A 26,789-nucleotide genomic window follows, 5' to 3' on the forward strand; every position below is an offset into this window, starting at 1 on the left:
GTCAAAGATCTCATGATGTCACAGATCCCGCGCATCACCGCACTCGCCGCCACGGCCTCGCTCGCGCTGCTCGTCACCTCGTGCGGCCGCCAGTCCGCGGATATCGATGTCGTCGACTATCGTCCGCCATCCACCGCACCGGGTCTTCCCGCACGTGAAACCGTGCAGGGCAGTGAGGCGGCAGCCATTCAGGGTGCGGCCAGCGACATCGAACGCCTCGGTTTTCACGTGGAGAGTGTCGACCTCGAAAACGGCCTGCTGACAGCGGACTATCTCGGCGATGCCGAGCGCTATGTCGATTGCGGTTCCATGCGGCTTGGCAATGAGGGCGTGTACCTGCCGGCATCGTCACCACGCATGAATCTCAATGCTTTCCCGGACCAGCCTTCTTGGCTGGCGCTCCGGCAGATGCGCCTTGATGCCCGGTTGGTGGCGCGGACCCGCACGGTTGGCTACGATACCCAGCTCAACGCCACAGCCGTCTACGTGCTCACGCGCACGGTCGACACGCTGGGCAATGATGGCGCGGTGCTCGGCACGGTGCGCGAGACGATCAGCTTCGAAACCGGCGGCGTCGGCCGCTTCGACAACGGCACGACCTGTCATCCCACCGGCGAGCTCGAACGCACGGTCGCCAACGCCATGGTGACGGCGGCAACGCAGGGCGTACCGAATTACGGCTCGTCGCCGGGTTCCTTGGCTACGGGTCCAGTATCTTCGACACCTTCGACCACCGTTGCCGACGGTTATCCCACGGCACTCGCGGCGAGCCAGCCCCTCGATGCCCGATCGGCCGGGGTGGCCGGTCCCGTTGCTCCACCCGCACCCTATCCGGCCGCACCCCATCCGGGCGGGATCAGCCAGAGTGAGCTGCCGGCCCCGGATGCCGCCGAAACGGCAACGTCAGCGAAAACGGTCGCCGTACCCCCGCAGACGCTCGACAATTATGCCATCACGGAACCATCGTCGTCAGCGGAGGCTGTCATGGCGGCTGGTGCGGCCGGCACCGCTGCGGCTGCGGGTGCAGCAGCCATCGCAGCCGACTCGGCCGGAGGCTCCGACGAAGCGACTCCGAGCCCCGTCGATACGACCGGTCCCGACAGTGCCGGGATGATACAAGCCGAACCTGACCCATCGACACTGGAACCGCCGACGCGGGCGACGTCGCAGAATATCGGCGAAAGCCCGCAGTCCTACCTCGCGGCCCAGCCCTGCGCCGATGCCACGGTCACCACGCTTGCCAATGGCGATCTTCAACTGGCGGGTTATATCGCCGGCAATGCCGAACGCGAGCAGATCCTGCAGGGCCTGGCGGAGCGGGCCGGATCGGTGGCGGTAAAGGATGACACCCGACTGCTTCCGCCCGGATCCTGTGAAGCCCTGAGCTTCATCAACGAGGTTCACGACAGCGAAATCGACGGCTTCGCCATCGCGCTGAAGGATCCGCAGGAGGTCGTCAGGGAGGGTACCGAGATCCAGCTCGTCGTCACGCTTCCGGGGGCGAGCCGCTACTTCTACGTCGCCTATATCGAGCAGGACGGAAAGGTTCATCATCTCGGCCCGAAATACATCGACAACACCGGTATCGGCGACCGCTTCCTTTACCGTACCGGACAGGTCGTCAAGGCGCCGGCAGGCGTGGAGATGATCGTCGCCATTGCCAGCAGGGAAAAGCCGTTCGCCGACGGGCGCCCGCCGGTCGAGGAAGCCGACACCTTCTTTGCCGAACTGCGCGCGCGCTACGGCAACGATCCGCAGGGGGCATCGGCCGTCAAGCTGATCCTCGATACCCAGCCACGCTGAGCGGCCCTTGCCGCGCCAGTTGAAAAAGCCATCGCCCGAGCGTCTTCGCCAGCGGGCGATGGCCTATCTGGAGAGATTTTCAACCAGCCGGGCAAATCTACGCCTCGTGTTGCTGCGACGGGTCCGGCCCGAGGCCGAAGCCTTCGGTATCGATGCCGCAACCATCGAAGGGTGGATTGATGCGCTCGTAGCCGACCTTGCCCGGCTCGGCCTCGTCGATGACCGGATGTTCGCCGAAGGTCGCGCGCGCAGCCTGGTGGAGCGGGGCAAGCCCTTGCGTCACATCCGCGCCACCTTGCGCGGCAAGGGTGTGGAAAGCGCGCTTGTCGACCAGATCGTCGACCGACTTGACGATGACAGCGACGGCACCTCCGCGAACTGGATGGCAGCGATCAACTTTGCCCGGCGGCGGCGCATCGGTCCCTTTCGCGACGGCCCTGCCGATGCCGAAACCTGCCGGCACGAGTTGGGCAAGCTGGCCAGGGCCGGCTTCGACTACGCCACCGCCCGGCGCATCGTCGAAATGCGGGACGATGACGAGAAGGACTGAACTGGTCACATTTCCCCGCCTGTGGACAACGAAACGAGTGCGTTCATGCGCAAAACCGTGAACGATGCCCGATGGTTCAGCTCTCCAGGTCGAGAATGGAGCCTGCGGGAATGTCCCCCCTGCCCCTCTTGCGGGCCCGGCGATCATCGCAGCGGTCGGCCGGTGCCACCTCGTAGCCGCAGGATTTCCATCCGGGCGGACGGCCATCACCCGGCGCATACGGCCTGAATGCGCCGCAAAAACGTCGCCAGGGCCTCCGCGGGGCACCATCGGGCGGGATGATTTCAATCTTCGGTCTCGGTTCGCTCATCGACCCGGTCCTTCAGCGATTCCCGAACAATCCCCACCTGGCATGGATAACCAAAGGGGAACTTGCCCATCAGTGCGACCTGCACACACCGTAGCACGCGTCCCGGATCGACGGCACGAGCGTTGTTGCGAGATCCTACCTGGATAGTGTCGACGGGTTAACGCCGGGCTCGATGGCTCGTTCGCGGCATTCCGCCTTGCCGCGGATAAACCTTACCATTGTGGAAGTATGACGATATGAGACTGGAACATTTTCCGCCCCGATGGTACGTCCTGGCTGATACGGGTGCACAAATTGATGGACCGTTGAAGCCGTGTTCCGCTCTTACCCTCAAGGAATGCGATACTGGCAGCGAGATCGCGATTATGGATGGCAGCCTACGGCCTGCCTGATTGAACCGGAGTGAAAGATGAAGCGCGAGCTATTCGGTACCGACGGCATTCGCGGTACGGCCAATATCTACCCGATGACGGCAGAGATCGCCCTCGCCCTCGGTCGTGCTGCCGGACAGATTTTCCGACGTGGGGATCATCACCATCGGGTACTGATCGGCAAGGACACAAGACTCTCCGGCTACATGATCGAGACGGCGCTTACTGCGGGTTTCACCTCGGCGGGCATGGATGTCATGGTCGTCGGGCCGATGCCGACGCCGGCCGTGGCGTTCCTGGCCCGTACCCTGCGCGCCGATCTCGGTGTCATGGTCTCCGCGTCGCACAATCCCTTTGCCGACAACGGCATCAAGCTGTTCGGCCCCGACGGCTTCAAGCTGTCGGACGCGCTCGAGGCCGAGATCGAGGCCCTGATGACCTCGATGGACGCCAATGGCTATGCGCAGCCGGATGCGATCGGCCGCGCGACCCGCTACGAGGACGCATCGGGGCGCTATATCGAGAGCCTCAAGAGCAGCTTTCCCCGCAATCTCAGCCTATCCGGCATCAAGATCGTGGTCGACTGCGCCAATGGTGCCGCCTACCACATAGCACCCGATCTGTTCTTCGAACTGGGTGCGGAAGTCATCCGCATCGGTACGTCCCCCAATGGCCGAAACATCAACGATCATTGCGGATCGACCTGTCCGGACACGGTGCGCCAAGCGGTCATCGAACACGGTGCGAACCTCGGCGTGGCACTCGATGGCGATGCCGACCGGCTTGTTCTCGTCGATGAGACGGGGGCTGACGTGGACGGCGATCAGCTCCTGGCGATGATCGCCTCGAACATGCAGGACCGGTCCATCCTGCGCGGCAACGCCGTCGTCGCCACGCTGATGTCCAATCTCGGTCTGGAACACTATCTCGAAGGTCGGGGCATCAGCCTGCACCGTACCGCCGTGGGCGACCGGTATGTGGTCGAGCGCATGCGTGCCCTCGATCTCAATATCGGCGGCGAACAGTCCGGTCACATCATTCTTTCGGATTTCTCCACGACCGGTGACGGCCTGCTGGCCGCGCTACAGGTCCTCGCCGCCATGGTCGGCCAGCAGCGGCGGTTGTCGGAGATCGGCCGCTCGTTCGAACGCGTGCCCCAGCAGCTCCGCAATGTCCGCGTCGACCGGCAGATCAGCCTCGACATGCCGCAGATCAGCTCCGTGCTCGATGCCGAACGCAGCCGGCTCGGACGCAACGGGCGTCTGATCGTCCGGCCATCGGGCACCGAGCCGGTGATCCGGGTGATGGTCGAGGCCGAAGACCGCGGGCTTCTGAATGAGGTGATCGACACCGTAAGTGACACCATTGATCGTTGTTCGCGTATTGGTTGATTTTTCAGGCTGACTAAACTATAATTTGCGGTCGACCAAACCGGGTGGGCCGCATGTTCCGCAGGATCGTTTCGACACAGCTTCTGACCTTCGCAGCGCTGATCGGTTGCACATCCGTGCCGTCGTCATGGCCCGGTTGGAACCTTGCTTCGAGCGATGGCGACGGCACGGATATCGCGGCAATCCAGCCAGCGGCGGGTGCTGCCGGTATCCTGCCGCCATTGCCTTGGCCACAGGAGGGCAATTGTGCGTCAAGGTTGTTGGCCATCCTGAATTTTTCGCCAGACGAGCGCAGTCGCCTCGATCCCGATGCCGCCACCCTGGGAATCATGCCTTTGGGGGCAGGTCTCTTGCCGGAGCAGGTCGACGAACTGGGACGTGAGCTCGTCGTTCCGGTTCTGCGCAGCCCGGGTCCGGGTCAACCCGCCTGCGTGGTCACGATCGGTTCCGCCGCGAATGCATCGCCACATGCGACACGTCATGTGTTTCGCACCACGCGGCTGACATCGACCTTTCCCAAGGGCACCAGGCGCACTGCCAACCCGGATCGCAAATTGCTCGAAAAGAAGCTCGCCGAGGCACGCAAGGACAAGCGTGCGGACAGGAAATCGGGAAGTGGCGAAGTTTCCACCGGCGATCCGGTTCTTGATCTGGTCGGTCTCATGGCCGGCGGACTCATCAGCGGCATCACCGGCTATTTCGAGACGGACGAAGTCGCCGCGCTCGAAGCCGAACTGAAGGCCACCGACGCCTTCATCGAGGAGCCCCTGCTCACGACCTACAAATACGACCTGACGGAACTCGAAAGCCGCCGCACGGCAACCCTCATCCTTGCCCTCGTGGACATGCGCGACGGGACCGGATGGTTCCGGCAACAGGACATCACCGATCGGCAACTGGTGGCCCTGAGCGATAATCGCCACCCTGGCGACAAGACCAGTCAGCACGGCCCGGCATTCCGGCTGATGACCAGCAGCGAGCTCGAAATCCGGGAACGGCAGACCCCTGTTCCCGGTGAAGCCGAGCTGCGGATCGCCGCCGGCCTCTGGGCCTCGACACCTCCCGTCGCCCTGACACTCGACGACCTGCGGCAGCCCACGCCGCTGACCACTCCTCCCGCTCGTGACACCGAGGAACTGACCGCATCGTCGCTGGAGCTGCCATCGGCCGATGACGACGTCGCGGACATCGAACCGGCGGCCCGTGCCCCGGCACCCGCAGTCGCGACCGCAAGGAAGCCCGCCGGGCAATGGCGAGCCGCCAACCGGAGCGAAGTGGTCGCGGTGGGGCATGATGGCGCAACGGTGGCGTTCCATGTCTCCGAGGACGAACTGATCGTACCGGCGAACGCGCTACCGGCCTCCAGCATCGTCGAACTGGTCTATCCCGACGGCATGACGGTCTACGGGTTGATCGAGAGGCGGGATGATTCGAGTGGTCTCGCGCGGCTCTTCTCGCCGCGATCGGGAACGCCGCTGGCCCTCGATCTCGATACCGGCGGTGACCTTCCCGACATCAAGGCTTCCGCACGCGGTACACCGGTCATGCATGATGGCAGGGTTCGCGGCATCTGGTTGCAGGAGGGCATCATTCTCCCGGCAGGAAGCATGACCTCGCTCGTCCGGACAAATTTCTGAAATGGCATCAGGTCCCGTTCCGGCGGGCACATGCGAACGCTGCCACGACCCACCCCAGAATGAGAAGACCACCACCTGTTGGGGTGATCCGCAGGACGATATCCGGCGCTCCGAGAATGTTGGCGACAAGCCCGCCGCTGAAGCCGAGGCAGCCCAGCAGCCAGAGAGCCGGGGCCAGTCGATGGCCCGGCCGCAGTGCGGCAAAGGCGAAGATCGCGAGGGCGTGCCACATGGCATAGCGCGATGCCGTTTCGAGCCTTGCCGCCGGCACTCCGGTCAGTGCGTGGGCCGCGATCGCACCGCTCGCGACTGCCGCAGCACCGAGCAATGCCGCCATCGCGACAAGGATCCTGTCGACCACACGTCCCTGTTCCATCGCTCCTTCCCCTTCTCGCGAACGCTCCTGCCGCGACATGACCCATGGATGGACTGTTGCCGCCGCTCCCGGCAACGCTATAGGAGTCGTGCACCGCCGAAACCAGCCGGGAGGACTCCATGTCGCAAGCCGATGCACCTGTCGCCGTCGAGGTGATGCGAGGCGGAATGGTCGAAAGCGGCCATCGCGTGCGGGCTGCGGTCGTCGACGACCACGACCGTCTCCTTGCGTGGGCCGGCGACGTCGATGGCGCTGTCTACCCGCGTTCGGCCATCAAGATGTTCCAGGCGATACCGCTCGTCGAGACCGGTGCCGCCGACGCCTTCGGCGTGACCAACGAGGAGCTGGCCCTCGCCTGTGCCTCGCATGGCGGCGAACCGATGCATGTCGACCGGGTCACGGCCTGGCTGGCGCGGCTGGGGCTTGCACCTTGCGACCTCGGTTGCGGCGCCCACGCACCGTCGCATGGCCCGACCGCGCGGGAAATGCTGCGCCACGGATTCGAACCGAACCGGGCACACAACAACTGTTCGGGCAAGCATACCGGCATGCTGACGGCGGCAACCCACAAGGGCGAACCTGTCGCGAGCTATCTGGACCTCGACCATCCCGTGCAGCAGCGCGTGCTCGACGTGCTCCGCCGCTACACCGGCGATGCGGTGAGCCGGGCACCCGGCGTGGACGGTTGCGGCGTGCCGACCTGGGCCATTCCGCTGCGCGCCGTGGCCCTGGCCGCCGCCCGTTTCGGTGCCAGCGGGGACCGTGCTCCCATGGCCCTGCGCCGGGCCATGGGCGGTCATCCGGAACTGGTTGCAGGCACCGGACGCTGCTGCACGGCCGTGATGCGCACGGCACCGCATGTCGTGGTGAAGACCGGTGCCGAAGGTGTCTTTCTCGCCGCCATTCCCGACCTCCGGCTGGGGATCGCGCTGAAGGTCGAGGACGGTGCGAGACGTGCGTCGGAGGTGGCCCTGATCGATATCCTGCGTCAGCTCGACATTCTCGATGAGGCAGCCATCAACATTTTGGGTGAAACCGCCCGTCCCGTCCTGCGCAACTTCACCGGCCGCGAGGTCGGCAGCATCCGTGCAGCCGGCCACTGGCTCGAACGCGCGTGAGCGGCCCCGTTGCCGGCGTCGACGAGGTGGGTCGCGGGCCGCTGGCCGGACCGGTGGTCGCGGCCGCGGTGATCCTGCGCCAGCCCATCGAAGGACTGGCCGACTCGAAGGCGTTGAGTGCCAGAAGGCGCGAACAGCTGAGCGAGGAAATTCTCGCAACGGCACATGTCGCTGTGGCCGCATGTTCGGTGGATGTCATCGAACGGATCAACATCCTGCAGGCGAGCCTCCAGGCGATGCGTGCTGCCCTGTTCCGTCTCGAAATGGAGCCGGCGCTGGTCATGGTCGATGGCAACAGGACGCCGGACCTGCCATGGCCCTCGCGATGCGTGATCGGTGGCGATGCCCTCATTCCGGAGATCAGTGCTGCATCGATCGTCGCCAAGGTCCTCCGCGACCGGCTGATGGCCCGTCTGGCGGTGCGCTACCCGCAATACGGCTTCGAGCGCAATGCCGGGTACGGCACCGTGCAGCATCGCCGGGCGCTGGTCGAACATGGCGCGACGCCCCACCACCGACGGGACTTCGCGCCGGTCAGGGCCGTGCTCTCACGACCGGGCTGAACGCCGGCCATTCCCGAGGCCGAGGCTGCGACCGGCCTTGTCCGGCCATGGTTCTTCACAGTGCCGCTCGAACAGGGCATCGAGCCTTGCCGCCGGCCCCTCGGCAAAGGCGCATATCCTGGGGCCGGTCATGTCGATGCAGGCCATGACCATCTCGCTCATGCAGGCGATTTCGCCATCCTCCCGGATCATGGTGTGAAACAGGTGGATGCGCTTGCCATCGAGATCAAGCAGCCGGGTGCGCACCTCGACCCGTTCCCCGACCTTCACCTCGAGCATGTAGAGGATATGGGTTTCAAGCGTGTAGACCGAACGCCGCTCGGCCTCGCGACTGGCCGCATCCATGCCCATCCAGTCGATCATGCTGTCGGTCGCATGGCTGAAGATCAGCAGGTAGTAGGCCTCGTTCAGGTGTCCGTTATAGTCGATCCAGTCCGGGTGAACCGTTTCATGGAACGGTGGTAAGCTCGTATTTCCCATCCTCATTTTTCCGTCTTGCACTGCCGTGGAGGTTCCTTAGGCGCTCACCGAGGTGATCGGCCAGCCTTAATGCAAGGGCGATGAGGTTGAGCGTGGGATGGGCCACACCGCCGATGGGAAAGACGGAGCTGCCGGCTATGTAGAGGTTGTCGATGCCGTGAACCCGGCAATCGTTGTCGACGACGCCCAGGCCGGGATCCGGGTTCATGCGCGTGGTGCCGATGTGATGGGAGCTGTTGCCATGCGGCGGAAACGGCTCGCTGTCGTCGGCGATCCAGTCTTCGAGCTGGGCCCTGCCGAGCTGCATCCGGCCGATCTCGTTGGCAAGGAGCCTTGAGAACGTCCGCACCGAATGCCGGTCCATCTCCGACAACCGCCAGTCGATCTGGGCGACAGGCAGTCCGAGCGCATCCTTTTCCGGCAGCAGCGTGACACGGCTGTCGGGATTGGGGACCTGCTCCACCAGGACGCTCAGGGTGTAGGATGCGCCCCTTGCCGTCCGCCAGCCAGCCCGTTCCATGACCTCGTCGGCAATGCCGCCGATATCGCCGGCAATGGCCGCGATATCGCCACTGAGGTCCTGAGGCAGCTTGCCCCGGCGTGCAGCCTGGTAGATGCGCCGCATGGCACGGATGCCGGGGGGACCGAATTGCCCACCCGGATAGAACGCTCCGTCGATCGAGGTCGTCTGCAACCGTTCCTGCTGTTCGTCGCGCAGGCTGAGCATTCCTTCCAGTTCATCCCCTTCCGGGGTCGTCCAGTCATCGAGGAAAAATGGCAGGCGGGCATTGTAGGCGAGTTGCACCTGAAGCGATTCGTAGACCGGATGGCCGGCGAAATAGCGACCGACAAGGTCGTGCTCATTGCCGATGCCGGCCGGCCTCTGGCTGTTGCTGGCAAGCAGCAGGCGGGCATTCTCGATGCCGCCGCAGGCGAGCACGACCAGGCGCGCCTCGACCGTCACATGTTTGCCGTCGGGCGACCTGAAGTGCAGCGTCGAGACCCTGTCGCCTTCAAGCCGCATGTCGACCAGAGCCGCTTCGAGCAGCACCTCGACATTGGATGCCGCCTCGAAATCGGACCAGTAGCGGCTGCCGAACGCGGTTGGCGGGCTGAAGCGCCAGAGCCCCGGTCGAAAGGAACTCTCCAGCGGCCAGATATCCGGCTTGTCGATCGGGTCGGACCAGTGATCGAGGCCATCGAGCCGGATCTCGCAGATCTCCATGGCTCGCGGTATATGCTTCATCAGAGCTTCACGCGGGATCGGCCAGCCACTCATGGGAATCCAGTCGCGACGACCGAACTCGTGGGCCGTCAACGGCCGTGAACGGCCACCCCAATGGTGTGTCGAACCACCGAACTGGCGCAGTCGCGCGGTCTCGGTGTCGATATGCAGGCCGATCGCCTGGGACCGGTACAGGCTCTGGATGTCATTGTCATAGTTTTCGCCTCCAGCTTCCGCGAGGAGCACGGAGGTCTCCTTGCCGATGAACTGCAGGGCCATGGAAATGCCTGCAGCGCCGCCTCCGACGATGCAGACATCGACCGTGTGGCGGGATTGGTCGGTCAGTCTGCGTGCAAACTCGAACATGGATCCGGTACTCGTTGTGGAGCCGGGAGAGCCTGATGCTCTCCGAACGGCGAATAAACTCAATTGGGTAACAAACGGGAAACGGAAGCGACCGCACCGGTCGCTTCCACGATGATCCCGTTCTCTCGACCTAACGCCCCAGCATCGCCGCCCAGAAAGCGTCGCGGGCCATGAAACTCTCCGCGGAGTCGTTGGGATAAGTGGCAAGGAACATGAAGGCATAGCCCGGCAGCGTGCTCATCGCCTCTTCCAGCGCCTTTTGCCCCAATGCCTGGACCCAGCGGGCACCGAGCTGCTGGTGCTCCACCTTGCGCGAAAGGAGAAAAGTGAGTGCATGAAAGGGCGAGGCAATCTCACCGGGCTCCTTGAGCTGCAGCACGACGCCCGTCAGAATGGAGCCGCAGACCGTTGCATATTCGAGCACCGCATAGGAGCCCCCCTGACAATGCCGCAGGCGATTGATGACGGCCGTGATTTCCTCGTTGGAAAGCATCGTCCGTGCGCGCTTCCACAAGAACGTGTCGAGGACCGCGGCCCGGTCCGGCCAGGTCAGGAATTCCGTCTGTGCCACCAGTTCGGCTGCCCTGTCCCTCGCCGCCTCCCAGCCATGCGGAAGCTGGTCCTGAAGAAAGGCCTCATGTTTCATCGGCAGCTGGATCATTGTGATTCTTACCCATGTCGAATTCGCACCCGTCCCTCGTCTGTTCAACACCCGGCCACGGGGTCGCGGAGACGACCCGATGCCCGATTGCCCGTTGACCCTGTCGCAATCGCGCAACAGTCACGCACTCGCCTGATGAACGAGGACATACTATACCCCGCATCTAAATTGCTTCAAGGTTGATTTTTTATTAATGAAACAACCATTGCGCGAAAAATCGACAGCCAAGCCTTCGCCCATGATCGCCCAGTACCAGGCGATCAAGGCCGAACATCCCGGAACATTGCTTTTCTTCCGCATGGGAGATTTCTACGAGCTGTTCTTCGAGGACGCCGTACAGGCAGCACCCGCTCTCGATATCGCCCTGACGAAACGCGGCCGGCACGAAGATGAGGATATCCCCATGTGTGGTGTCCCCGTCCACTCATCGGAAAGCTATCTCGAAAAGCTCATCCGCAAGGGCTTCAAGGTCGCCATCTGCGAACAGATGGAGAGTCCCGAGGATGCAAGGAAACGCAGCGGCAAGACGCTGGTGCGCCGCGACGTGGTGCGTATCGTCACGCCGGGCACTCTCACCGAGGACAGCCTCCTGTCCGCCCGTGCCAACAACTACCTGATGGCCATCGGCGGCCATGCCGATCGTCTCGCCGTGGCCTGGGTCGATATTTCCACCGGTGCATTCTTCACCGAAATGACGTCGAAGGCCGACCTGACAGGCGCGATATCGCGCCTGTCGCCGGGCGAGATCCTGATCGCGGACAATGCCGGCGATCGTATCGGCCTGCCGGGTCCGCTCGACGACTGGAAATCGTTGTTCACCCGTATCGACCCCAGGAGCTTTTCCGCCGAACGCGGCGAGAGCCGCCTGCTCGATCATTTCGGCATCCGCAGCCTCGACGCATTCGGTGCCTTCGAGCGCAGCGAGATCGCCGCGGCCGGCGCGTTGCTGAGCTATCTCGACCTGACGCAGAAAGGGTTGCTGCCACGTCTCGATCCGCCTCGGCGCATCGAAAACGGTACAGCCATGCGCATCGACCCCGCAACCCGCCGCAACCTCGAACTCACCCACTCGCTCGACGGTCGTCGGCAGGGTTCCCTGCTGGCCTCCATGGATCGCACGGTGACCAGCGCGGGCGGGCGATTGCTGGCCGAACGGCTGGCCGCGCCTCTGGCCAGCCTGCCGCCGCTGCTTGAACGGCTTGCCGAGGTCGAGGGCTTCGTCGAGGATGCCGCCGCCCGCGAGGATGTCCGCGGCCAGTTGCGCCAGATGCCCGACCTTGCGCGCGCTGTCTCAAGGCTATCGCTCGATCGTGGCGGTCCGCGCGACATGGTTGCCATCGGCCGCGGCCTCACCGTAGCCGGAGACCTGCGCTGGCGTCTCGAAAAGGCCGCCGCTCCGCTGGCGCGCATGGCCGACGACCTCGATCCGTGCGACGAACTGCGCGAGCGGCTGGTCGCCACCCTCGACGATCAGCCACCCCTGCTCGCCCGCGACGGCGGCTTCGTGCGCAGCGGCGCGCTGGAGGAGCTGGACGAGCAGCGGCGCCTGCGCGACCAGGGACGGCGGCTCATCGCCGAACTCGAGACCCGCTATCGCGAGGAAACCGGAATCCCGTCGCTCAAGATCCGGCACAACAACATGCTGGGCTTCTTCATCGAGGTGACGTCGACCCACCGTTCGCGTGTACCCGATCACTTTCTCCAGCGGCAGGGCATGGTCAATGCCAGCCGCTATTCCACCGACGAGCTGGGCTCGCTTGAGGAACGGATCGCGCATGCTGCGGACAAGGCTCTTGCTCTCGAACTGGAGATCTATGCCGATCTGCGCGCTGCCATCGCCGAACACGCCAACGCCATCGCCCGTACCGCCGCCGCCGCCGCCGCCCTCGACATCGCCGCCGCCCTCGGAGAGCTCGCCCGCGAACAGGACTACGTCATGCCACGGCTCACCGACGGGCTGGATCTGGATATCGCCGAAGGCCGCCACCCGGTCGTGGAACAGTCGCTGGTCCAGGCGGGCGAACGCTTCCAGCCCAATGACGCACAGCTGGAGGGCGACCAGTCGCTGTGGTTGCTCACCGGCCCCAACATGGCCGGCAAGAGCACCTTCCTGCGCCAGACCGCACTGATCGCCATCATGGCCCAGACCGGCAGTTTCGTACCGGCGAAATCCGCCACCATCGGCCTCGTCGACCGCCTGTTCAGCCGTGTGGGTGCCGCCGACGACATCGCCCGCGGCCGGTCGACCTTCATGGTGGAAATGGTGGAAACAGCCACCATTCTCAATCAGGCGGGCGAACGCAGCCTCGTCATTCTTGACGAGATCGGACGCGGCACGGCCACCTATGACGGCCTGTCGCTCGCATGGGCGGTCATCGAGCACCTGCACGACGCCAATCGCTGCCGCGGCCTGTTCGCCACCCACTACCACGAATTGACCGCACTGGCCGCCCGCCTCGACCACCTGTCGCCGCATTTCGTCCGGGTCAAGGAATGGAAGGGCGAGGTGATCTTCCTGCACGAGGTCGCCGCGGGCTCCGCCGACCGCTCCTACGGCATCCACGTCGCCCGCCTCGCCGGATTGCCGAAGGTCGTCATCGATCGCGCGCAGGCCGTGCTGAACAAGCTCGAGGCCGGCGAGGCCCATACCGCCCCTGCCCGCCTCGCCGAGGACCTGCCGCTGTTCCGCGCCGCCCTCGAAGCCAGCCGCTGCCAAGCCGAACCATCCAGGCCCCCACCGGCACTGGAACGCCTGCGCGACCTCGACCCCGATGAGATGACACCGAGGCAGGCACTGGAAGCCCTCTACACACTCCGAGACCTGCTCGAACCGGAGTAGAAAGCAACCCGGCTCCGTTGACAGGCCGTGAAAACCGCTTCCGCGCTCCTGAATCGGTCAGCCGCTGGCCTTCGCCTTGGCCCAGCTGTCGCGAAGCGTAGCCGTGCGGTTGAAGACCGGCCGCTCCGTGGTGCCATCGGGATCGGCGGCGAAGTACCCTTGCCGTTCGAACTGAACGGCCTTGCCGGGCTCGATCCGGGCGAGCGACGGCTCCACCTTCGCATCCGTGATGATCTCCAGCGATTGCGGATTGAGATCGGCGAGATAGTCCCCATCCTGTCCCGGCACCTCGCCGGTAAACAGATGATCGTAGAGTCGTATTTCGGCCTCGACCGCCGTTGCCGCCGATACCCAGTGCAGTGTCGCCTTGACCCGGCGGCCGTCCGGCGCATCGCCGCCGCGCGTCAGCGGGTCATAGGAACAGCGGAGCTCGACGACCTCGCCATCGCGATCCTTCACCATCTCGTCGCAGGTGATGAGATAGGCATAGCGCAGCCGGACCTCGCGGCCCGGAGCCATGCGGAAGAACTTCTTCGGCGGGTCCTCCATGAAGTCGTCGCGCTCGATCCAGATCTCCCGGCTGAACGGCACGGAGCGCGTGCCGGCTTCCGCGTCCTCGGGGTTGTTGATGGCCTCGAGAGTCTCGCTCTTGCCTTCGGGATAGTTGGTGATGACGAGTTTAAGCGGCCGCAGCACAGCCATCCGCCGCGGTGCTGCCGCGTTCAGATGCTCGCGCACGCAATGCTCCAGCAACTGCACCTCCACCCGGTTGTCCGCCTTGGCGACACCGATCCGTCCGCAGAAATCGCGCAGGGCCTCCGCGGGAATGCCGCGGCGGCGCAGACCGGCCAGCGTCGGCATGCGCGGATCGTCCCAGCCGACGACATGACCCTCCTGCACCAGCTGGATCAGCCGCCGCTTGCTGAGCACCGTGTGCGTCAGGTTCAATCGTGCGAACTCGTACTGGCGAGGGCGCGAGTCGGTGGGCAGGTTGTCGATGAACCAGTCGTAGAGGGGGCGGTGATCCTCGAATTCGAGTGTGCATACGGAATGGGTGACGCCTTCGATGGCGTCGGACTGGCCATGCGCGAAGTCGTAGGTCGGATAGATGCTCCAGTTCGTACCTGTACGCGGATGTGCGGCATGGCGTATGCGGTAGAGCACCGGGTCGCGCAGGTTCATGTTGCCCGATCCCATGTCGATGCGCGCGCGCAGGACGCGTGTGCCTTCATCGAATTCCCCGGCGCGCATGCGGGCGAACAGGTCGAGATTCTCAGCGACCGGCCGGTCGCGGAACGGGCTGTTCCGGCCGGGCTCCTTCAGTGTGCCGCGATTGAGGCGGATATCATCAGCCGACTGGTCGTCGACATAGGCGAGTCCCTGGCGGATCAGGTGCATCGCCCATTCATAGAGCTGCTCGAAATAGTCGGAGGCGAAATACATGTGCCGGCCCCAGTCGAAACCAAGCCACGCGACATCCGTTCTGATCGCCTCGATGTACTCCTCCTCCTCTTTCTCAGGATTGGTATCGTCGAAACGCAGGTTGCAGCGGCCGCCAAAATCCTGCGCGAGGCCGAAATTGAGGCAGATCGACTTGGCATGGCCGATATGCAGATAGCCGTTCGGTTCGGGGGGAAACCGTGTGACGACCGATGAGGTACGCCCCGATTCGAGGTCTGCCCGCACGATTTCACGGATGAAATCGCGCCTTTTCGTTTCGCCCTCGCCCGGTTTCGTCTTTTCGCCTTCGGTCATCGGCTGGTGATCCTGAGTTTTCGCTGCTGGCGTGGATGTGCCAGAAACGGTGGCAAACGCCAAGGATTGCGCATGCTTGCGACCGGATCATCTGGCGCTGCGTTGCAGCATGCCTTATATCGCCGGCAACCCTCTCCCGGAGATCACAGAAGATGAACCTGCGCAACATCGCGATCATCGCCCATGTCGACCATGGCAAGACCACGCTTGTCGACAAGCTCCTCCAGCAAAGCGGCATCTTTCGCGAAAATCAACGGGTCGCCGAACGCGCCATGGACAGCAACGATCTCGAACGGGAGCGTGGCATTACCATTTTGGCGAAATGTACGTCAGTGGTCTGGAACGATGTGCGCATCAACATCGTCGACACCCCTGGTCACGCCGATTTTGGCGGCGAGGTCGAGCGCATCCTGTCGATGGTCGACAGTTGCCTGCTGCTGGTCGATGCCGCCGAAGGGCCGATGCCGCAGACCAAATTCGTTCTTGGCAAGGCCCTCAAGCTGGGGCTCGCTCCGATTGTGGTCATCAACAAGGTGGACAAGCCCGAGGAACGGGCTGACGAGGTGCTGGACGAGATCTTCGATCTGTTCGCGGCCCTCGACGCCGACGAGCGGCAGCTCGATTTCCCGCATCTCTATGCCTCCGCCAAGAACGGTTGGGCTGCACGCGAGATGACCGACCCGCGCACCAACCTGGCACCGCTGTTCGATACCATCGTCCGCCACGTGCCGGCTCCGGTCGCCGATGCCGACCAGCCGTTCCGCATGCTTGCGACCACGCTGGAAAACAACCCCTACCTGGGACGGCTTCTGACCGGCCGGATCGAGAGCGGAACACTGCGCGCCAATGCGCCGCTCAAGGCAATGAGCCGTGACGGCTCGGTCATCGAGCAGACCCGCGTGACGAAGATCCTCGCCTTTCGCGGGCTGGAACGGCAGCCGGTGGACGAGGCCGTCGCCGGGGATATCGTCGCCGTGGCCGGTTGTACCAGGGCGACCGTCGCCGACACGCTGGCCGAGCCGTCGGTGAACGAGCCGATCGCCGCCCAGCCGATCGACCCCTCGACCATCGCCATGACATTTTCGGTCAATGACTCGCCCTATGGCGGTCAGGACGGCACCAAGGTCACATCCCGGCAGATCTGGGACCGGTTGCAGCGCGAAGCCGAGGGCAATGTCGCCATCAAGGTACGGCAGGCCGAGGGCAAGGACAGTTTCGAGGTATCGGGACGCGGCGAATTGCAGCTGGCCGTGCTGATCGAGACCATGCGCCGGGAAGGTTTCGAACTGTCGATCAGCAGGCCGCGGGTTCTTTACCGTGAAGAGGAAGGCCAGCGACTTGAGCCGATCGAGGAAGTGGTGATCGATGTCGATGAGGAATATTCCGGTGCGGTGGTGGAAAAGCTCACCCAGCGCCGCGCCAACCTCGTCGACATGCGTCCGGCCGGTGCGGGCAAGCAGAGGCTCATGTTTCACGCGCCATCGCGTGCGCTGATCGGCTATCATGGCGAGTTCCTGACCGACACACGTGGTACCGGTGTCATGAACAGGCTATTCCACAGCTGGGAACCTTATCGCGGGGCTATCGCCCAGCGCCATACCGGCGTGCTCATCAGCTCCGAGCAGGGCGATGCCGTCGCCTATGCCCTGTGGAATCTTGAGGATCGCGGCCCGATGTTCATCGATCCCGGTGCGAAGGTCTATTCGGGAATGATCATTGGCGAGCACACGCGGGGAAATGATCTCGAGGTCAATCCCCTGAAGTCGAAGAAGCTCACCAACATGCGAGCGGCCGGCAAGGACGACGCGGTATTGCTCACCCCCCCGATCCGCATGACGCTGGAACGCGCGATCGCCTACATCGCCGACGACGAGCTGGTCGAAATCACACCGTCGGTAATCCGCCTGCGCAAGCGCCATCTCGATCCGCATGAGCGCAAGCGCGCTTCCCGCCGCAGCGAGATGGTCTGACCGTTCGGGCAGCCTGCTCCGACTCGCGGATGGTTCAGGTCGGAGCAAGCATCCCGTTGATGCGCAACGGCGCAATGTCCACCGCCAGGCCGGTGCGGTCATCCGTTTCGACCACGACGCCGCACAGGGTGGCCTCGCCGGAGGCCGGCTCCAGCCGCGGACCCGGGACCGGCGAGCGCCAGCGCTGGATCGAGATCTGGCTGTCCATGCCGATCACGCTGTCATAGTCTCCGGTCATGCCGACATCGGTCATATAGGCTGTCCCACCCTTGAGAATGCGGTGATCGGCCGTAGGGATATGGGTATGCGTCCCGACCACCAGGCTGACCCGGCCATCGAGGAAATGACCGAGCGCCTGCTTTTCGCTGGTCGCCTCGGCGTGGACGTCGACGATGATCGCATCGGCATTGCCACCGAGGAACAGTTTCGCCAGTTCGGCTTCCAGCGCCCGGAAGGCGCAGTCCTGCATGCCCATGAACAGCCGGCCCAGTACCTGTAGCACGACCACCCGCTTTCCGCGCGTCGTGCGGAATTCGCCGATGCCGCGCCCCGGAGCGCCCGGCGACAGGTTGAGCGGGCGGATGATGCGTGGCTCCCTGTCGATCTGCCCTACCAGCTCGCGCTGGTCCCAGGCATGATTGCCCAGGGTAATCAAATCGGTCCCGGAATCGAGGAATTCGCGGGCGATTGCCAGCGTCAGTCCGAAGCCGCCGGCGGCGTTCTCACCGTTGACGATGACGGCATCGAGCCGCAGGCTCTGACGAAGTCCGGGCAGTTCGTCGATCAACACCTTGCGGCCGGAGCGACCGACAACGTCGCCCACGAAGAGAATGCGCAAAAAACCCGTCCTTTCATTATTGGTCGAGGGCTAGATTTCCTGTCTCGACAATCATCCCGTCGAGACGCTGGTCATGGGGACCGGTCGGAACGGCATCAACCTGCTGGAAGCCGAACGCCACCCCCATAACGTGAACAGACTGGCCATCGGCGCGAAACTGCTCAAGGGTGCGGTCATAGAAACCGCCGCCGTATCCCAGCCGCCATCCATGCAGGTCAAAGGCCAGCAACGGCGCCACGACAAGCTCCGGTCTGACTTCAGGACGGTCCAGCGACGGTTCGGATACCCCGAAGCGGCTCACCTCGAAAGCGTCTCCCGGCTGCCATAGCCGCATGGAGAGCGGCGTCCTGGCCCTGATCACCCGAGGCAGGGCTATCGTCATGCCTCGTTGAGCGAGTTGTGCGAGCCACGGCATGGAGTCGATCTCGTCTTCCATGCCGACAAACACCGATAGAGATGAGACATTCTTCACAATGGGATGAGCGAGCAGATGGTCGCCGATGCGTCGACTCAGCGACAGGCGATCCTCGGTCGACAACAATTGCCGCTTTCGGATCATCTCCTGTCGCAAGGTGGATTTATCCAACACCGCCCGTCTTTCGGTCTGGCCGCAATCGATCAACCGGTTGGCGGCAGCCACCATGGCCGACCCTGTCGGTTCGTCCCTGGGGCCTGCTAAGCAGGTGGGTGCCATGATAACGAGGCCAGGGCCTCATCAGGGATAGCTCCCATGAGAACGAAATAGGCCCAGAGCATGATTTGACATTCGCGTACCGGGCAGCCACCGCCAAGAAAGAATTTAGGTGGTTTCCAGCGTCACTGCAAGCTGCTCGAGCCGCTCCGCGATCCTTTCGATCGCCCGCGACTGCTCCAGCTCCACTGCCTCGTTGTCGACGGGATCGCGACCATGCAGCCGCTTGATCTCGGCCAGCGCATCATCGAGCTCGTCGGCAATCAGCAGGCTCGCGAGAACCAGCAATTTGGCGTCGCCGATCTGGCCCTGCCCGCCGGAAAGCTCCCGCACGCGCGCGTCGACATACTGGGCGAGCCGCTTGAGGCGGACTTCCTCGCCTTCGCCGCACTGCACGTTGTAGGGGCGGCCATTGATCGACACCTCGAGCATCGGCATGAATTCAACGCTCCAGCATCTGATCGAGTTCCGTGATGGATCCGTCGAGGCGGACGGAGACTTCGCTCACGACCGTCTGCAAATGGGCATGACGCCGATTGGCACGGTCCAGCTTGCCACGAAGGTCGCGGCATTCGTCGCGAAGGGCCTGCACCTCGTGCAGGACATCCTCGGAGCCACTCGACTCCGCCGAACGTGCTTCGTGCTCGCCGAGCGCCTTCTCAAGACGGGCGACGGCCTGCTCCAAACGGGTCTGGGCGCGGCTCAGGGCAGACATGGCAGGTCCCGATAGATCACACCGAAAAAGTGAACGACGAACCAGTGGCACATGGCCCTATTTCCGTCAACTGTGGCGTTAACGTACCGTGGACATCCACATCGCCCGCCGCGCAGGCAGAACACTGTTCCCGGCCGCCCGCTGCCCTGCATAAAATGACGGTTGGATTTTCCGGCCTTTTGCGCCAGTTTCCCGGCCACACGGGTGGGCATCATCTCGTCGGGTGCCGGATGCCCAGCCCAGGATGACAGGGAACGTGTCGATCCCCGAATTCGGCCGATTGCAACGGAAATGTCCATGAGTGATATCGCGATCAGTCCCAGCGTCATGGCCAACGCCATCCGCGCACTGGCCATGGATGCCGTCCAGGCGGCCAATTCGGGCCATCCGGGCATGCCCATGGGAGCGGCCGATGTCGCCACCGTGCTGTTCACCCGCCACATCAGGATCGATCCGGCCCATCCTGACTGGCCCGACCGCGACCGTTTCGTATTGTCGGCAGGCCATGGCTCGATGCTTCTCTATGCCCTGCATCATCTGCTCGGCTTCGAGGACATGACCCTGGACGAGCTGCGCAACTTTCGCCAGCTGGGGGCGCGTACCGCCGGACATCCGGAATATGGTCACGCGCTGGGGATCGAGACCACGACCGGCCCGCTCGGTCAGGGGGTGGCCACGGCCGTCGGCATGGCCCTGGCGGAAAAGATGCTGGCCGCGCGCTTCGGCAGCGAACTGGTCGACCACCGGACATGGGCTCTCGCGGGCGACGGTTGCCTGATGGAAGGCATTTCCCAGGAGGCGATATCCTTCGCCGGGCAGATGCGGCTCGAAAAGCTGACAATCCTGTTCGACGACAACCACATCACCATCGATGGACCCACTTCGCTTTCCACTGTCGACGACCAGTGTGCCCGATTCGCCGCCTCGGGCTGGCACGCGATCCGCTGCGATGGCCACGACATGGCCGATATCGACCGGGCACTGAACGAAGCCCGGGCCAGCGACCGCCCGACTTTCGTCGCCTGCCGGACGGTGATCGGCAAGGGCTCCCCCAACAAGGCCGGCAAGTCGTCGGCACATGGGTCGCCGCTCGGCGCGGACGAGATCGCCCGGACCCGCGAGGCCATCGGCTGGCCATGGCCAGCTTTCGAAATTCCCGGAGACATTCTCGATGCGTGGCGCAAGGCCGGGGCGGCTTCGCGGAATGCCTACGAGGCGTGGTGCCAACGTCTCGAATCGAGCGACAATTCCGTTCGCGAGCGCTTCATGACGGCACTCGAAGGCGAACTTCCCGCGGATATCGATCGGCAAATTGACGCTCTCAAGCGTCAGTTGTCGACGGACAGGCCCGCCTGGGCGACCCGGAAGTCCAGTCAGGTGGCTCTGGAGACGCTGACAGCCGCCATCGATTCGCTGACGGGCGGATCGGCCGATCTGACCAGCTCCAATCTCACCAACACCAAATCAACGCCCCCCGTCACACCTGAAGACCTTGCCGGCCGGCATATCAATTATGGCGTGCGCGAGCATGGCATGGTGGCCATCATGAATGGCATGGCCCTGCACAAGGGGTTCATTCCCTATGGAGGGACCTTCCTCGTTTTCACCGATTATTGCCGTCCCGCCCTGCGGCTGGCGGCCCTGATGCAGCAACGGGTGATCCTCGTCGGCACGCATGACAGCATCGGCCTTGGCGAGGACGGACCGACCCATCAGCCGGTCGAGCATCTGGCGAGCCTGCGGGCGATGCCGAACATGCGGGTCTACCGCCCGGCCGATGCCGTGGAGACGGCCGAATGCTGGCTTTCCGCACTGCGTCATGCCGAGGGCCCGTCGGTACTGGCGCTCAGCCGTCAGAACCTACCCACACTGCGCATCGAGCACGAAAGCGAAAACCTGAGTGCGCGCGGCGCCTATGTGCTCAGGCCGGCGGATGGCGAACGTCAGGCCACGATCCTGGCCACGGGCAGCGAAGTGGAAATCGCGATGAAGGCCCGCGATATTCTGGCCGAAGCGGGTATTGGAACCGCTGTGGTATCAATGCCATGCTGGGAACTTTTCGAGCAGCAGGATCCTGCCTATCGTCGCGCGGTGCTGGGTACCGCTCCGCGGGTGGCGGTGGAAGCCGCCTCGCCGTTCGGCTGGACGCGCTATGTCGACAGCGAGGACGATGTCGTCGGCCTGCGCGGCTTCGGCGGCAGCGGCCCGATCGATGCACTCTATACCCATTTCGGCATCACGCCCGATCATGTCGTCGAACGTGTCCGCCGCAAGCTCCAGTGAAATGTTGCAACGATCTGTTTTACAGAGGAGATTTCGAAAATGGCTGTTCGGGTAGCGATCAACGGCTTCGGCCGTATCGGTCGAAATGTCCTGAGGGCGATCGCCGAAAGCGGTCGCCGGGATATCGAAGTGGTCGCGATCAATGACCTTGCCCCTCCGGCGACCAACGCGCATCTGTTCCGCTATGACAGTGTGCACGGCCGCTTTGCGGGCAAGGTGACGCTCGAAGGCGACACGCTTGATGTCGGTACCGGACCGATCAAGGTCCTGTCCGAGCGCGACATGGCCAAGCTGCCCTGGGGCGATCTCGGCGTCGACATCGCCATGGAATGCACCGGAATCTTCACCTCACGTGACAAGGCATCCGGCCATCTCGATGCAGGTGCGAAGAAAGTTCTCATTTCCGCACCTGGCGAAAATGCCGACATGACGGTCGTGTTCGGTGTCAACCACCAGAAGCTCACGGCCGAGCACAAGGTGGTTTCGAATGCGTCCTGCACCACCAACTGCCTCGCCCCGGTGGCCAAGGTTCTCAATGATCTGGTCGGCATCGAGCGAGGCCACATGACCACGATCCACTCCTATACCAATGACCAGCACCTGCTGGACGTGTTCCACAAGGACCTCTATCGGGCCCGCGCCGCGGCATCCTCGATGATCCCCACTTCCACCGGTGCGGCCCGCGCCGTCGGGCTGGTACTGCCGGAGCTCAAGGGCAAGCTCGATGGCGGGGCCATCCGCGTTCCGACGGCCAATGTGTCGCTGGTCGATCTCACCTTCGTTCCCGGACGCGACACGACGGCCGAGGAAATCAACGAGGCCCTCAGGGCGGCTGCCGCCAGCGGGCCGCTGAAGGGCGTTCTCGACGTCACCGACGAACCGCTCGTGTCCATCGACTTCAATCATGCTCCGGCGAGTTCAACGGTCGATCTGAAGGCCACCAAGGTGCTTGAGGACAAGCTCGTGCGGGTGGCCACCTGGTATGATAACGAGTGGGGATTCTCCAACCGCATGAGCGACACGGCCAACGTGATGGGTGGTCTGTAAAAACAATTTCAAAAGCGGCCGGAGAGCGCTTGACACTCCTCTTCGGCCGCTTTAATTCCGCCTCACCAAAGCGCAAGCGGGTGTAGCTCAGTTGGTTAGAGCGCTGGCCTGTCACGCCAGAGGTCGCGGGTTCGAGTCCCGTCACTCGCGCCATATCCCGACGGGATGGCCGAAGCGGATTTCAAAAGGGCCGGAGAGAAATCTCCGGCCCTTTTGCGTTGTTGCCCGCCCTGCATCCGAACGATGCCCTCGCCGTCGCCATCGCGACCAGATGACCCGATTCGACCACGAGTTGCTCCTTGGCTTTTTCCGATGACCAGCCTATTTTGCGCCGCAAAGCGATACCGGAGTTTCCGGCGCGGCCTTGTCGCATGGCCCGTTCCCGCGAAACGATGGATGCTGTTGGGGGTGGTCGCGGTGCCGGCATCGCGTTCACGGGCACGGATGAACCGGGAGACGATATGGAAGCCTATCTCTTCGAATATCTGCCCATATTGCTCTTTCTCGGTGTTGCCATCGGCCTTGCACTGGTCATTGTCGTGGCCTCGATGCTCGTGGCACGGCAGAAACCGGACGAGGAAAAGGTCTCGCCCTACGAATGCGGTTTTGCGCCGTTCGATGATGCGCGCAATCGTTTCGATGTGCGTTTCTATCTGGTCGCCATCCTCTTCATCATCTTCGACCTCGAAATCGCGTTCCTGTTTCCGTGGGCGGTCAGCCTCGGCAATATCGGGATGGTCGGCTTCTGGTCGATGATGCTGTTCCTTGGCATTCTCACCGTCGGGTTCGTCTATGAATGGAAAAAGGGAGCGCTGGAATGGGAGTGAGTGACAGCGCTGTGGTCGAATCCCCCAGGACGGGATTGCTGGCACGGGTGCAGGAAGGTCTGGCGGAGGACGGCTACATCCTGACCACCTTGAACGATCTGGTGAACTGGGGGCGCTCCGGCAGTCTCTGGCCCATGAGCTTCGGTCTTGCCTGCTGTGCCGTCGAGATGATGCATGCAGCCGCCTCGCGCTACGATCTCGATCGCTACGGCGTGGTCTTCCGGCCCAGCCCGCGCCAGTCCGACGTCATGATTGTCGCCGGGACGCTGTGCAACAAGATGGCGCCCGCCTTGCGCAAGGTCTACGACCAGATGGCCGAGCCGCGTTATGTGATCTCGATGGGCTCATGCGCCAACGGCGGCGGATATTATCATTTTTCCTATTCGGTCGTGCGCGGGTGTGATCGTATCGTTCCGGTGGATATCTATGTGCCCGGATGTCCGCCGACGGCAGAGGCTCTGGTTTATGCCATCTTGCAATTGCAGAAGAAGATCCGCCGCACAGGCACCATTGATCGCTGAGACGGGGAAGTTTCCATGACGATTGCTGTCGGCCCGGAAGTTACCGAGAGCCTTGAGGATCTGCTCAGTCTCATTGAGCCACGTCTTGGCGAAGATCTCGTCGCGCATCAGATCCGCAATGGCGAGTTGTCGATCACGGTACCGGGTTCTGCCATCGCCCGGGTCCTCGCCTGGTTGCGTGACGAGCCGAATATTCTCATGAAGGAACTGGTCGACATCTGTGGCGTCGACTATCCTGATCGTGACGAGCGCTTCGAGGTCGTCTATCACCTCCTGTCGCTGCATCACAACATGCGCATGCGGGTCAAGGTCTGCACCGACGAGAACACTCCGGTGCCGTCTGTGACGTCAGTGCATCGTTCGGCCGGCTGGTTCGAGCGCGAGGCCTGGGACATGTACGGGATCCTGTTTTCCGATCATCCCGACCTGCGTCGCATTCTCACCGACTACGGTTTCGACGGCCACCCGCTGCGCAAGGATTTCCCGCTTACCGGTCATGTCGAGCTGCGTTATGACCCCGAACAGGGTCGCGTGGTCTACGAGCCGGTGAAGATGCGCCAGGATTTCCGCTCCTTCGACTTTCTCAGTCCGTGGGAGGGTGACGGTGGCGGGTTGTTGTCGGGCGACGAAAAGGCAGACGCAGACGAGACGGCCAGGGCGGAGAAATAGGGATGGCTGAGACGGATCTCCGCACGTTTTCAATCAATTTCGGCCCGCAACATCCTGCGGCGCATGGCGTTCTTCGCCTCGTGCTCGAAATGGACGGCGAGGTCGTGGAACGGGCCGACCCGCATGTGGGTCTTCTCCATCGCGGGACGGAAAAGCTCATCGAGTATCGTCCCTACCTGCAGAATATTCCCTATTTCGACCGGCTCGATTACTGTTCGATGCTCTGTCAGGAGCACGCCTACATTCTCGCCGTCGAAAAGCTGCTCGGCGTCGAGGTGCCGGAACGGGCACTCTACATCCGCACGATCATGGATGAGGTGACGCGGCTCATCAACCACACGCTCAACGTCACCACCATGGCGCTCGATTGCGGCGCGATGACACCGCTGCTGTGGATGTTCGAGGAGCGCGAGAAGCTGATGGGCTTTTATGAGCGTCTCACCGGTGCCCGGATGCATGCCAATTACTACCGGTTCGGCGGGGTGAACCGGGACATGCCGGCAGGTTTCGCCGACGACCTGCTGAAGTGGATCGACAACTATCTTCCACTGCAGGAAGACGTCGAGGCCCTGCTTTCCGACAACCGCATCTTCAAGCAGCGCACCGTCGATATCGGGGTCGTCAGCGCCGAGGACGCCTTTGCCATGGGCTTTTCCGGTCCCATGCTGCGGGCTTCCGGGGTAGCCTGGGACCTGCGCAAGGCCCAGCCCTATGCGGCTTATGACAAGGTCGAGTTCGGCGTGCCGGTGGGCAAGAACGGCGATTGCTGGGATCGTTACCTGGTGCGCATGCTGGAAATGCGCGAAAGCCTGAAGATCATCCGTCAATGTATTGAGCTGATGCCGGAGGGACCGGTGCGCGCCGATGACCGCAAGGTCACCCCGCCTCATCGTTCGGAAATGAAACGGTCGATGGAAGCGCTCATCCATCACTTCAAGCTTTACACCGAAGGCGTTCATGTGCCTGAAGGCGAAGTCTACACTGCGGTAGAGAGTGGCAAGGGCGAGTTCGGCGTCTATCTCGTCTCTGACGGCACCAACAAGCCCTATCGCTGCAAGATCCGCTCGCCGGGATATGTGCATCTGCAGGCGCTCGACGAGATGTCGAAAGGGCACCAGCTTGCCGATGTCGTGGCAATCATCGGTTCCATGGATGTGGTTTTCGGGGAGATCGACCGATGAGTGACAAGGACGGCTTTGCACCGGACGTCGACAGCTTCGAGTTCAGCGAGGAAAATCGGCCGCTGGTCGATGAAATCCTTGCGAAGTACCCGCAGGACCGCAAGCGCAGCGCGGTGTTGCCCCTCCTTCATCTGGCACAGCGCCAGCATGGTGGCTGGTTGCCGCGGGCAGTTCTCGACCATGTCGCCGACTTTCTCGATATGCCGAAAATCCGCGTCTATGAGGTCGCCAGTTTCTACGACATGTTCAACACCGAGGCCACGGGCCGCATCCAGGTCAGGGTCTGCACGACGACCCCGTGCTGGCTGCGCGGATCGGACGAGATCGTTCAGGCCTGCAAGGACGCGCTGGGTATCGAGGTCGGCGAGAATACGGCTGACGGCCGTTTTTTCCTGCGTGAATTCGAATGTCTCGGCTCATGCTGCAACGCGCCGATGATGTGGATCGACGATCATTTCTACGAAGACCTCGACTACGGCAAGGCCAAGGAAATCATCGAGGCGCTCCAGCGCGGCGAAACCCCGCAGCCGGGGCCGCAGTCCGGCCGCAAGGGATCCGAACCGCTTGGCGGCCTGACCACGCTCACGGAGGGGAATGCCTGA

Annotated in this window: 25 protein-coding genes, 1 tRNA gene and 1 other RNA gene; 16 read left to right on the forward strand and 11 right to left on the reverse strand. The window is 63.3% G+C overall.

Annotated features, from left to right (window positions below; genetic code table 11):
* Window positions 1-12 precede the first annotated feature (12 nt).
* On the forward strand, window positions 13-1,803 hold the full coding sequence (locus H6851_15000; protein ID MCB9944914.1) for a hypothetical protein: 1,791 nt from the start codon (window positions 13-15) through the stop codon (window positions 1,801-1,803).
* Between the two features lie 7 nt (window positions 1,804-1,810).
* Window positions 1,811-2,353 carry a regulatory protein RecX gene (locus H6851_15005; protein MCB9944915.1) on the forward strand — a complete coding sequence of 181 codons (543 nt, stop codon included), beginning with the start codon at window positions 1,811-1,813 and terminating at the stop codon, window positions 2,351-2,353.
* 76 nt (window positions 2,354-2,429) lie between these two features.
* On the opposite strand, the gene H6851_15010 is transcribed toward H6851_15005, so the two are convergent.
* Window positions 2,430-2,663 carry a hypothetical protein gene (locus tag H6851_15010; protein MCB9944916.1) on the reverse strand — a complete coding sequence of 78 codons (234 nt, stop codon included), beginning with the start codon at window positions 2,661-2,663 and terminating at the stop codon, window positions 2,430-2,432.
* A 409-nt stretch (window positions 2,664-3,072) separates the two neighbouring features.
* Between H6851_15010 and H6851_15015 the strand changes: the two genes are divergently transcribed.
* Together H6851_15015 and H6851_15020 are read left to right on the forward strand one after the other, a co-directional pair.
* Complete coding sequence (locus H6851_15015) at window positions 3,073-4,425, forward strand: phosphoglucosamine mutase (protein MCB9944917.1); 1,353 nt, start codon at window positions 3,073-3,075, stop codon at window positions 4,423-4,425.
* A gap of 53 nt (window positions 4,426-4,478) precedes the next feature.
* Window positions 4,479-6,062 carry a hypothetical protein gene (locus H6851_15020; protein ID MCB9944918.1) on the forward strand — a complete coding sequence of 528 codons (1,584 nt, stop codon included), beginning with the start codon at window positions 4,479-4,481 and terminating at the stop codon, window positions 6,060-6,062.
* 7 nt (window positions 6,063-6,069) lie between these two features.
* Here the strand turns inward: H6851_15020 and H6851_15025 are convergent, their stop codons facing one another.
* Entirely contained in the window at window positions 6,070-6,399 is a 330-nt protein-coding gene (locus H6851_15025) for a DUF423 domain-containing protein (GenBank protein ID MCB9944919.1), read from the reverse strand.
* A gap of 158 nt (window positions 6,400-6,557) precedes the next feature.
* Between H6851_15025 and H6851_15030 the strand changes: the two genes are divergently transcribed.
* Together H6851_15030 and H6851_15035 are read left to right on the forward strand one after the other, a co-directional pair.
* Window positions 6,558-7,556: an asparaginase gene (locus H6851_15030; protein MCB9944920.1), complete on the forward strand. Its 999-nt coding sequence runs from the start codon at window positions 6,558-6,560 to the stop codon at window positions 7,554-7,556.
* Window positions 7,538-8,119: a ribonuclease HII gene (locus tag H6851_15035; GenBank protein MCB9944921.1), complete on the forward strand. Its 582-nt coding sequence runs from the start codon at window positions 7,538-7,540 to the stop codon at window positions 8,117-8,119. The genes H6851_15030 and H6851_15035 overlap by 19 nt, the downstream gene beginning before the upstream one ends.
* On the opposite strand, the gene H6851_15040 is transcribed toward H6851_15035, so the two are convergent.
* The 3 genes from H6851_15040 to H6851_15050 form a co-directional block, all read right to left on the reverse strand.
* Window positions 8,105-8,599 (reverse strand): thioesterase family protein, encoded by a 495-nt coding sequence (locus tag H6851_15040; protein ID MCB9944922.1) that lies wholly within the window; start codon window positions 8,597-8,599, stop codon window positions 8,105-8,107. The genes H6851_15035 and H6851_15040 overlap by 15 nt on opposite strands.
* Window positions 8,568-10,190 carry a GMC family oxidoreductase gene (locus H6851_15045; protein MCB9944923.1) on the reverse strand — a complete coding sequence of 541 codons (1,623 nt, stop codon included), beginning with the start codon at window positions 10,188-10,190 and terminating at the stop codon, window positions 8,568-8,570. The genes H6851_15040 and H6851_15045 overlap by 32 nt, the downstream gene beginning before the upstream one ends.
* A 130-nt stretch (window positions 10,191-10,320) precedes the next feature.
* The gene (locus H6851_15050) at window positions 10,321-10,851 is read right to left on the reverse strand and encodes a hypothetical protein (protein MCB9944924.1); all 531 of its coding nucleotides are present in this window, start codon (window positions 10,849-10,851) and stop codon (window positions 10,321-10,323) included.
* Window positions 10,852-11,089: 238 nt separating this feature from the next.
* Here H6851_15050 and mutS point away from each other — a divergent pair, with 238 nt between their 5' ends.
* The gene (gene mutS / locus H6851_15055; GenBank protein MCB9944925.1) at window positions 11,090-13,690 is read left to right on the forward strand and encodes a DNA mismatch repair protein MutS; all 2,601 of its coding nucleotides are present in this window, start codon (window positions 11,090-11,092) and stop codon (window positions 13,688-13,690) included.
* 57 nt (window positions 13,691-13,747) lie between these two features.
* Here the strand turns inward: mutS and H6851_15060 are convergent, their stop codons facing one another.
* A complete protein-coding gene (locus H6851_15060; protein MCB9944926.1) occupies window positions 13,748-15,445 on the reverse strand; it encodes a glutamine--tRNA ligase/YqeY domain fusion protein in 1,698 nt (565 codons plus the stop codon).
* A 152-nt stretch (window positions 15,446-15,597) separates the two neighbouring features.
* Here H6851_15060 and typA point away from each other — a divergent pair, with 152 nt between their 5' ends.
* Complete coding sequence (gene typA, locus H6851_15065; protein MCB9944927.1) at window positions 15,598-17,415, forward strand: translational GTPase TypA; 1,818 nt, start codon at window positions 15,598-15,600, stop codon at window positions 17,413-17,415.
* A gap of 34 nt (window positions 17,416-17,449) precedes the next feature.
* Here the strand turns inward: typA and H6851_15070 are convergent, their stop codons facing one another.
* The 5 genes from H6851_15070 to H6851_15090 all read right to left on the reverse strand — a co-directional run bounded on the left by H6851_15070 (window position 17,450) and on the right by H6851_15090 (window position 19,659).
* A complete protein-coding gene (locus H6851_15070) occupies window positions 17,450-18,253 on the reverse strand; it encodes a TIGR00282 family metallophosphoesterase (protein ID MCB9944928.1) in 804 nt (267 codons plus the stop codon).
* A 16-nt stretch (window positions 18,254-18,269) separates the two neighbouring features.
* Window positions 18,270-18,842 carry a 5-formyltetrahydrofolate cyclo-ligase gene (locus tag H6851_15075; protein ID MCB9944929.1) on the reverse strand — a complete coding sequence of 191 codons (573 nt, stop codon included), beginning with the start codon at window positions 18,840-18,842 and terminating at the stop codon, window positions 18,270-18,272.
* 40 nt (window positions 18,843-18,882) lie between these two features.
* A non-coding RNA gene (ssrS, locus tag H6851_15080) (6S RNA) lies at window positions 18,883-19,040 on the reverse strand.
* A gap of 12 nt (window positions 19,041-19,052) precedes the next feature.
* Window positions 19,053-19,382: a cell division protein ZapA gene (locus tag H6851_15085; GenBank protein ID MCB9944930.1), complete on the reverse strand. Its 330-nt coding sequence runs from the start codon at window positions 19,380-19,382 to the stop codon at window positions 19,053-19,055.
* 4 nt (window positions 19,383-19,386) lie between these two features.
* Complete coding sequence (locus H6851_15090; GenBank protein MCB9944931.1) at window positions 19,387-19,659, reverse strand: DUF4164 family protein; 273 nt, start codon at window positions 19,657-19,659, stop codon at window positions 19,387-19,389.
* Window positions 19,660-19,986: 327 nt separating this feature from the next.
* Between H6851_15090 and tkt the strand changes: the two genes are divergently transcribed.
* The 8 genes from tkt to nuoE all read left to right on the forward strand — a co-directional run bounded on the left by tkt (window position 19,987) and on the right by nuoE (window position 26,789).
* Entirely contained in the window at window positions 19,987-21,942 is a 1,956-nt protein-coding gene (gene tkt / locus H6851_15095; protein ID MCB9944932.1) for a transketolase, read from the forward strand.
* A 39-nt stretch (window positions 21,943-21,981) separates the two neighbouring features.
* On the forward strand, window positions 21,982-22,989 hold the full coding sequence (gap, locus tag H6851_15100) for a type I glyceraldehyde-3-phosphate dehydrogenase (protein ID MCB9944933.1): 1,008 nt from the start codon (window positions 21,982-21,984) through the stop codon (window positions 22,987-22,989).
* Window positions 22,990-23,065: 76 nt separating this feature from the next.
* A tRNA-Asp gene (locus H6851_15105) sits at window positions 23,066-23,142 on the forward strand.
* A gap of 308 nt (window positions 23,143-23,450) precedes the next feature.
* The gene (locus H6851_15110; protein ID MCB9944934.1) at window positions 23,451-23,816 is read left to right on the forward strand and encodes an NADH-quinone oxidoreductase subunit A; all 366 of its coding nucleotides are present in this window, start codon (window positions 23,451-23,453) and stop codon (window positions 23,814-23,816) included.
* On the forward strand, window positions 23,807-24,337 hold the full coding sequence (locus H6851_15115; protein MCB9944935.1) for an NADH-quinone oxidoreductase subunit B: 531 nt from the start codon (window positions 23,807-23,809) through the stop codon (window positions 24,335-24,337). The genes H6851_15110 and H6851_15115 overlap by 10 nt, the downstream gene beginning before the upstream one ends.
* A 15-nt stretch (window positions 24,338-24,352) precedes the next feature.
* Window positions 24,353-25,006 (forward strand): NADH-quinone oxidoreductase subunit C, encoded by a 654-nt coding sequence (locus tag H6851_15120; GenBank protein MCB9944936.1) that lies wholly within the window; start codon window positions 24,353-24,355, stop codon window positions 25,004-25,006.
* A gap of 2 nt (window positions 25,007-25,008) precedes the next feature.
* Window positions 25,009-26,187, forward strand: a complete 1,179-nt coding sequence (locus tag H6851_15125) for an NADH-quinone oxidoreductase subunit D (GenBank protein MCB9944937.1) — start codon at window positions 25,009-25,011, stop codon at window positions 26,185-26,187.
* Complete coding sequence (gene nuoE, locus H6851_15130) at window positions 26,184-26,789, forward strand: NADH-quinone oxidoreductase subunit NuoE (GenBank protein ID MCB9944938.1); 606 nt, start codon at window positions 26,184-26,186, stop codon at window positions 26,787-26,789. Before H6851_15125 ends, nuoE begins: the two co-directional genes overlap by 4 nt.

The organism is Geminicoccaceae bacterium, assembly GCA_020638465.1.
GTDB lineage: Bacteria > Pseudomonadota > Alphaproteobacteria > Geminicoccales > Geminicoccaceae > JAGREO01.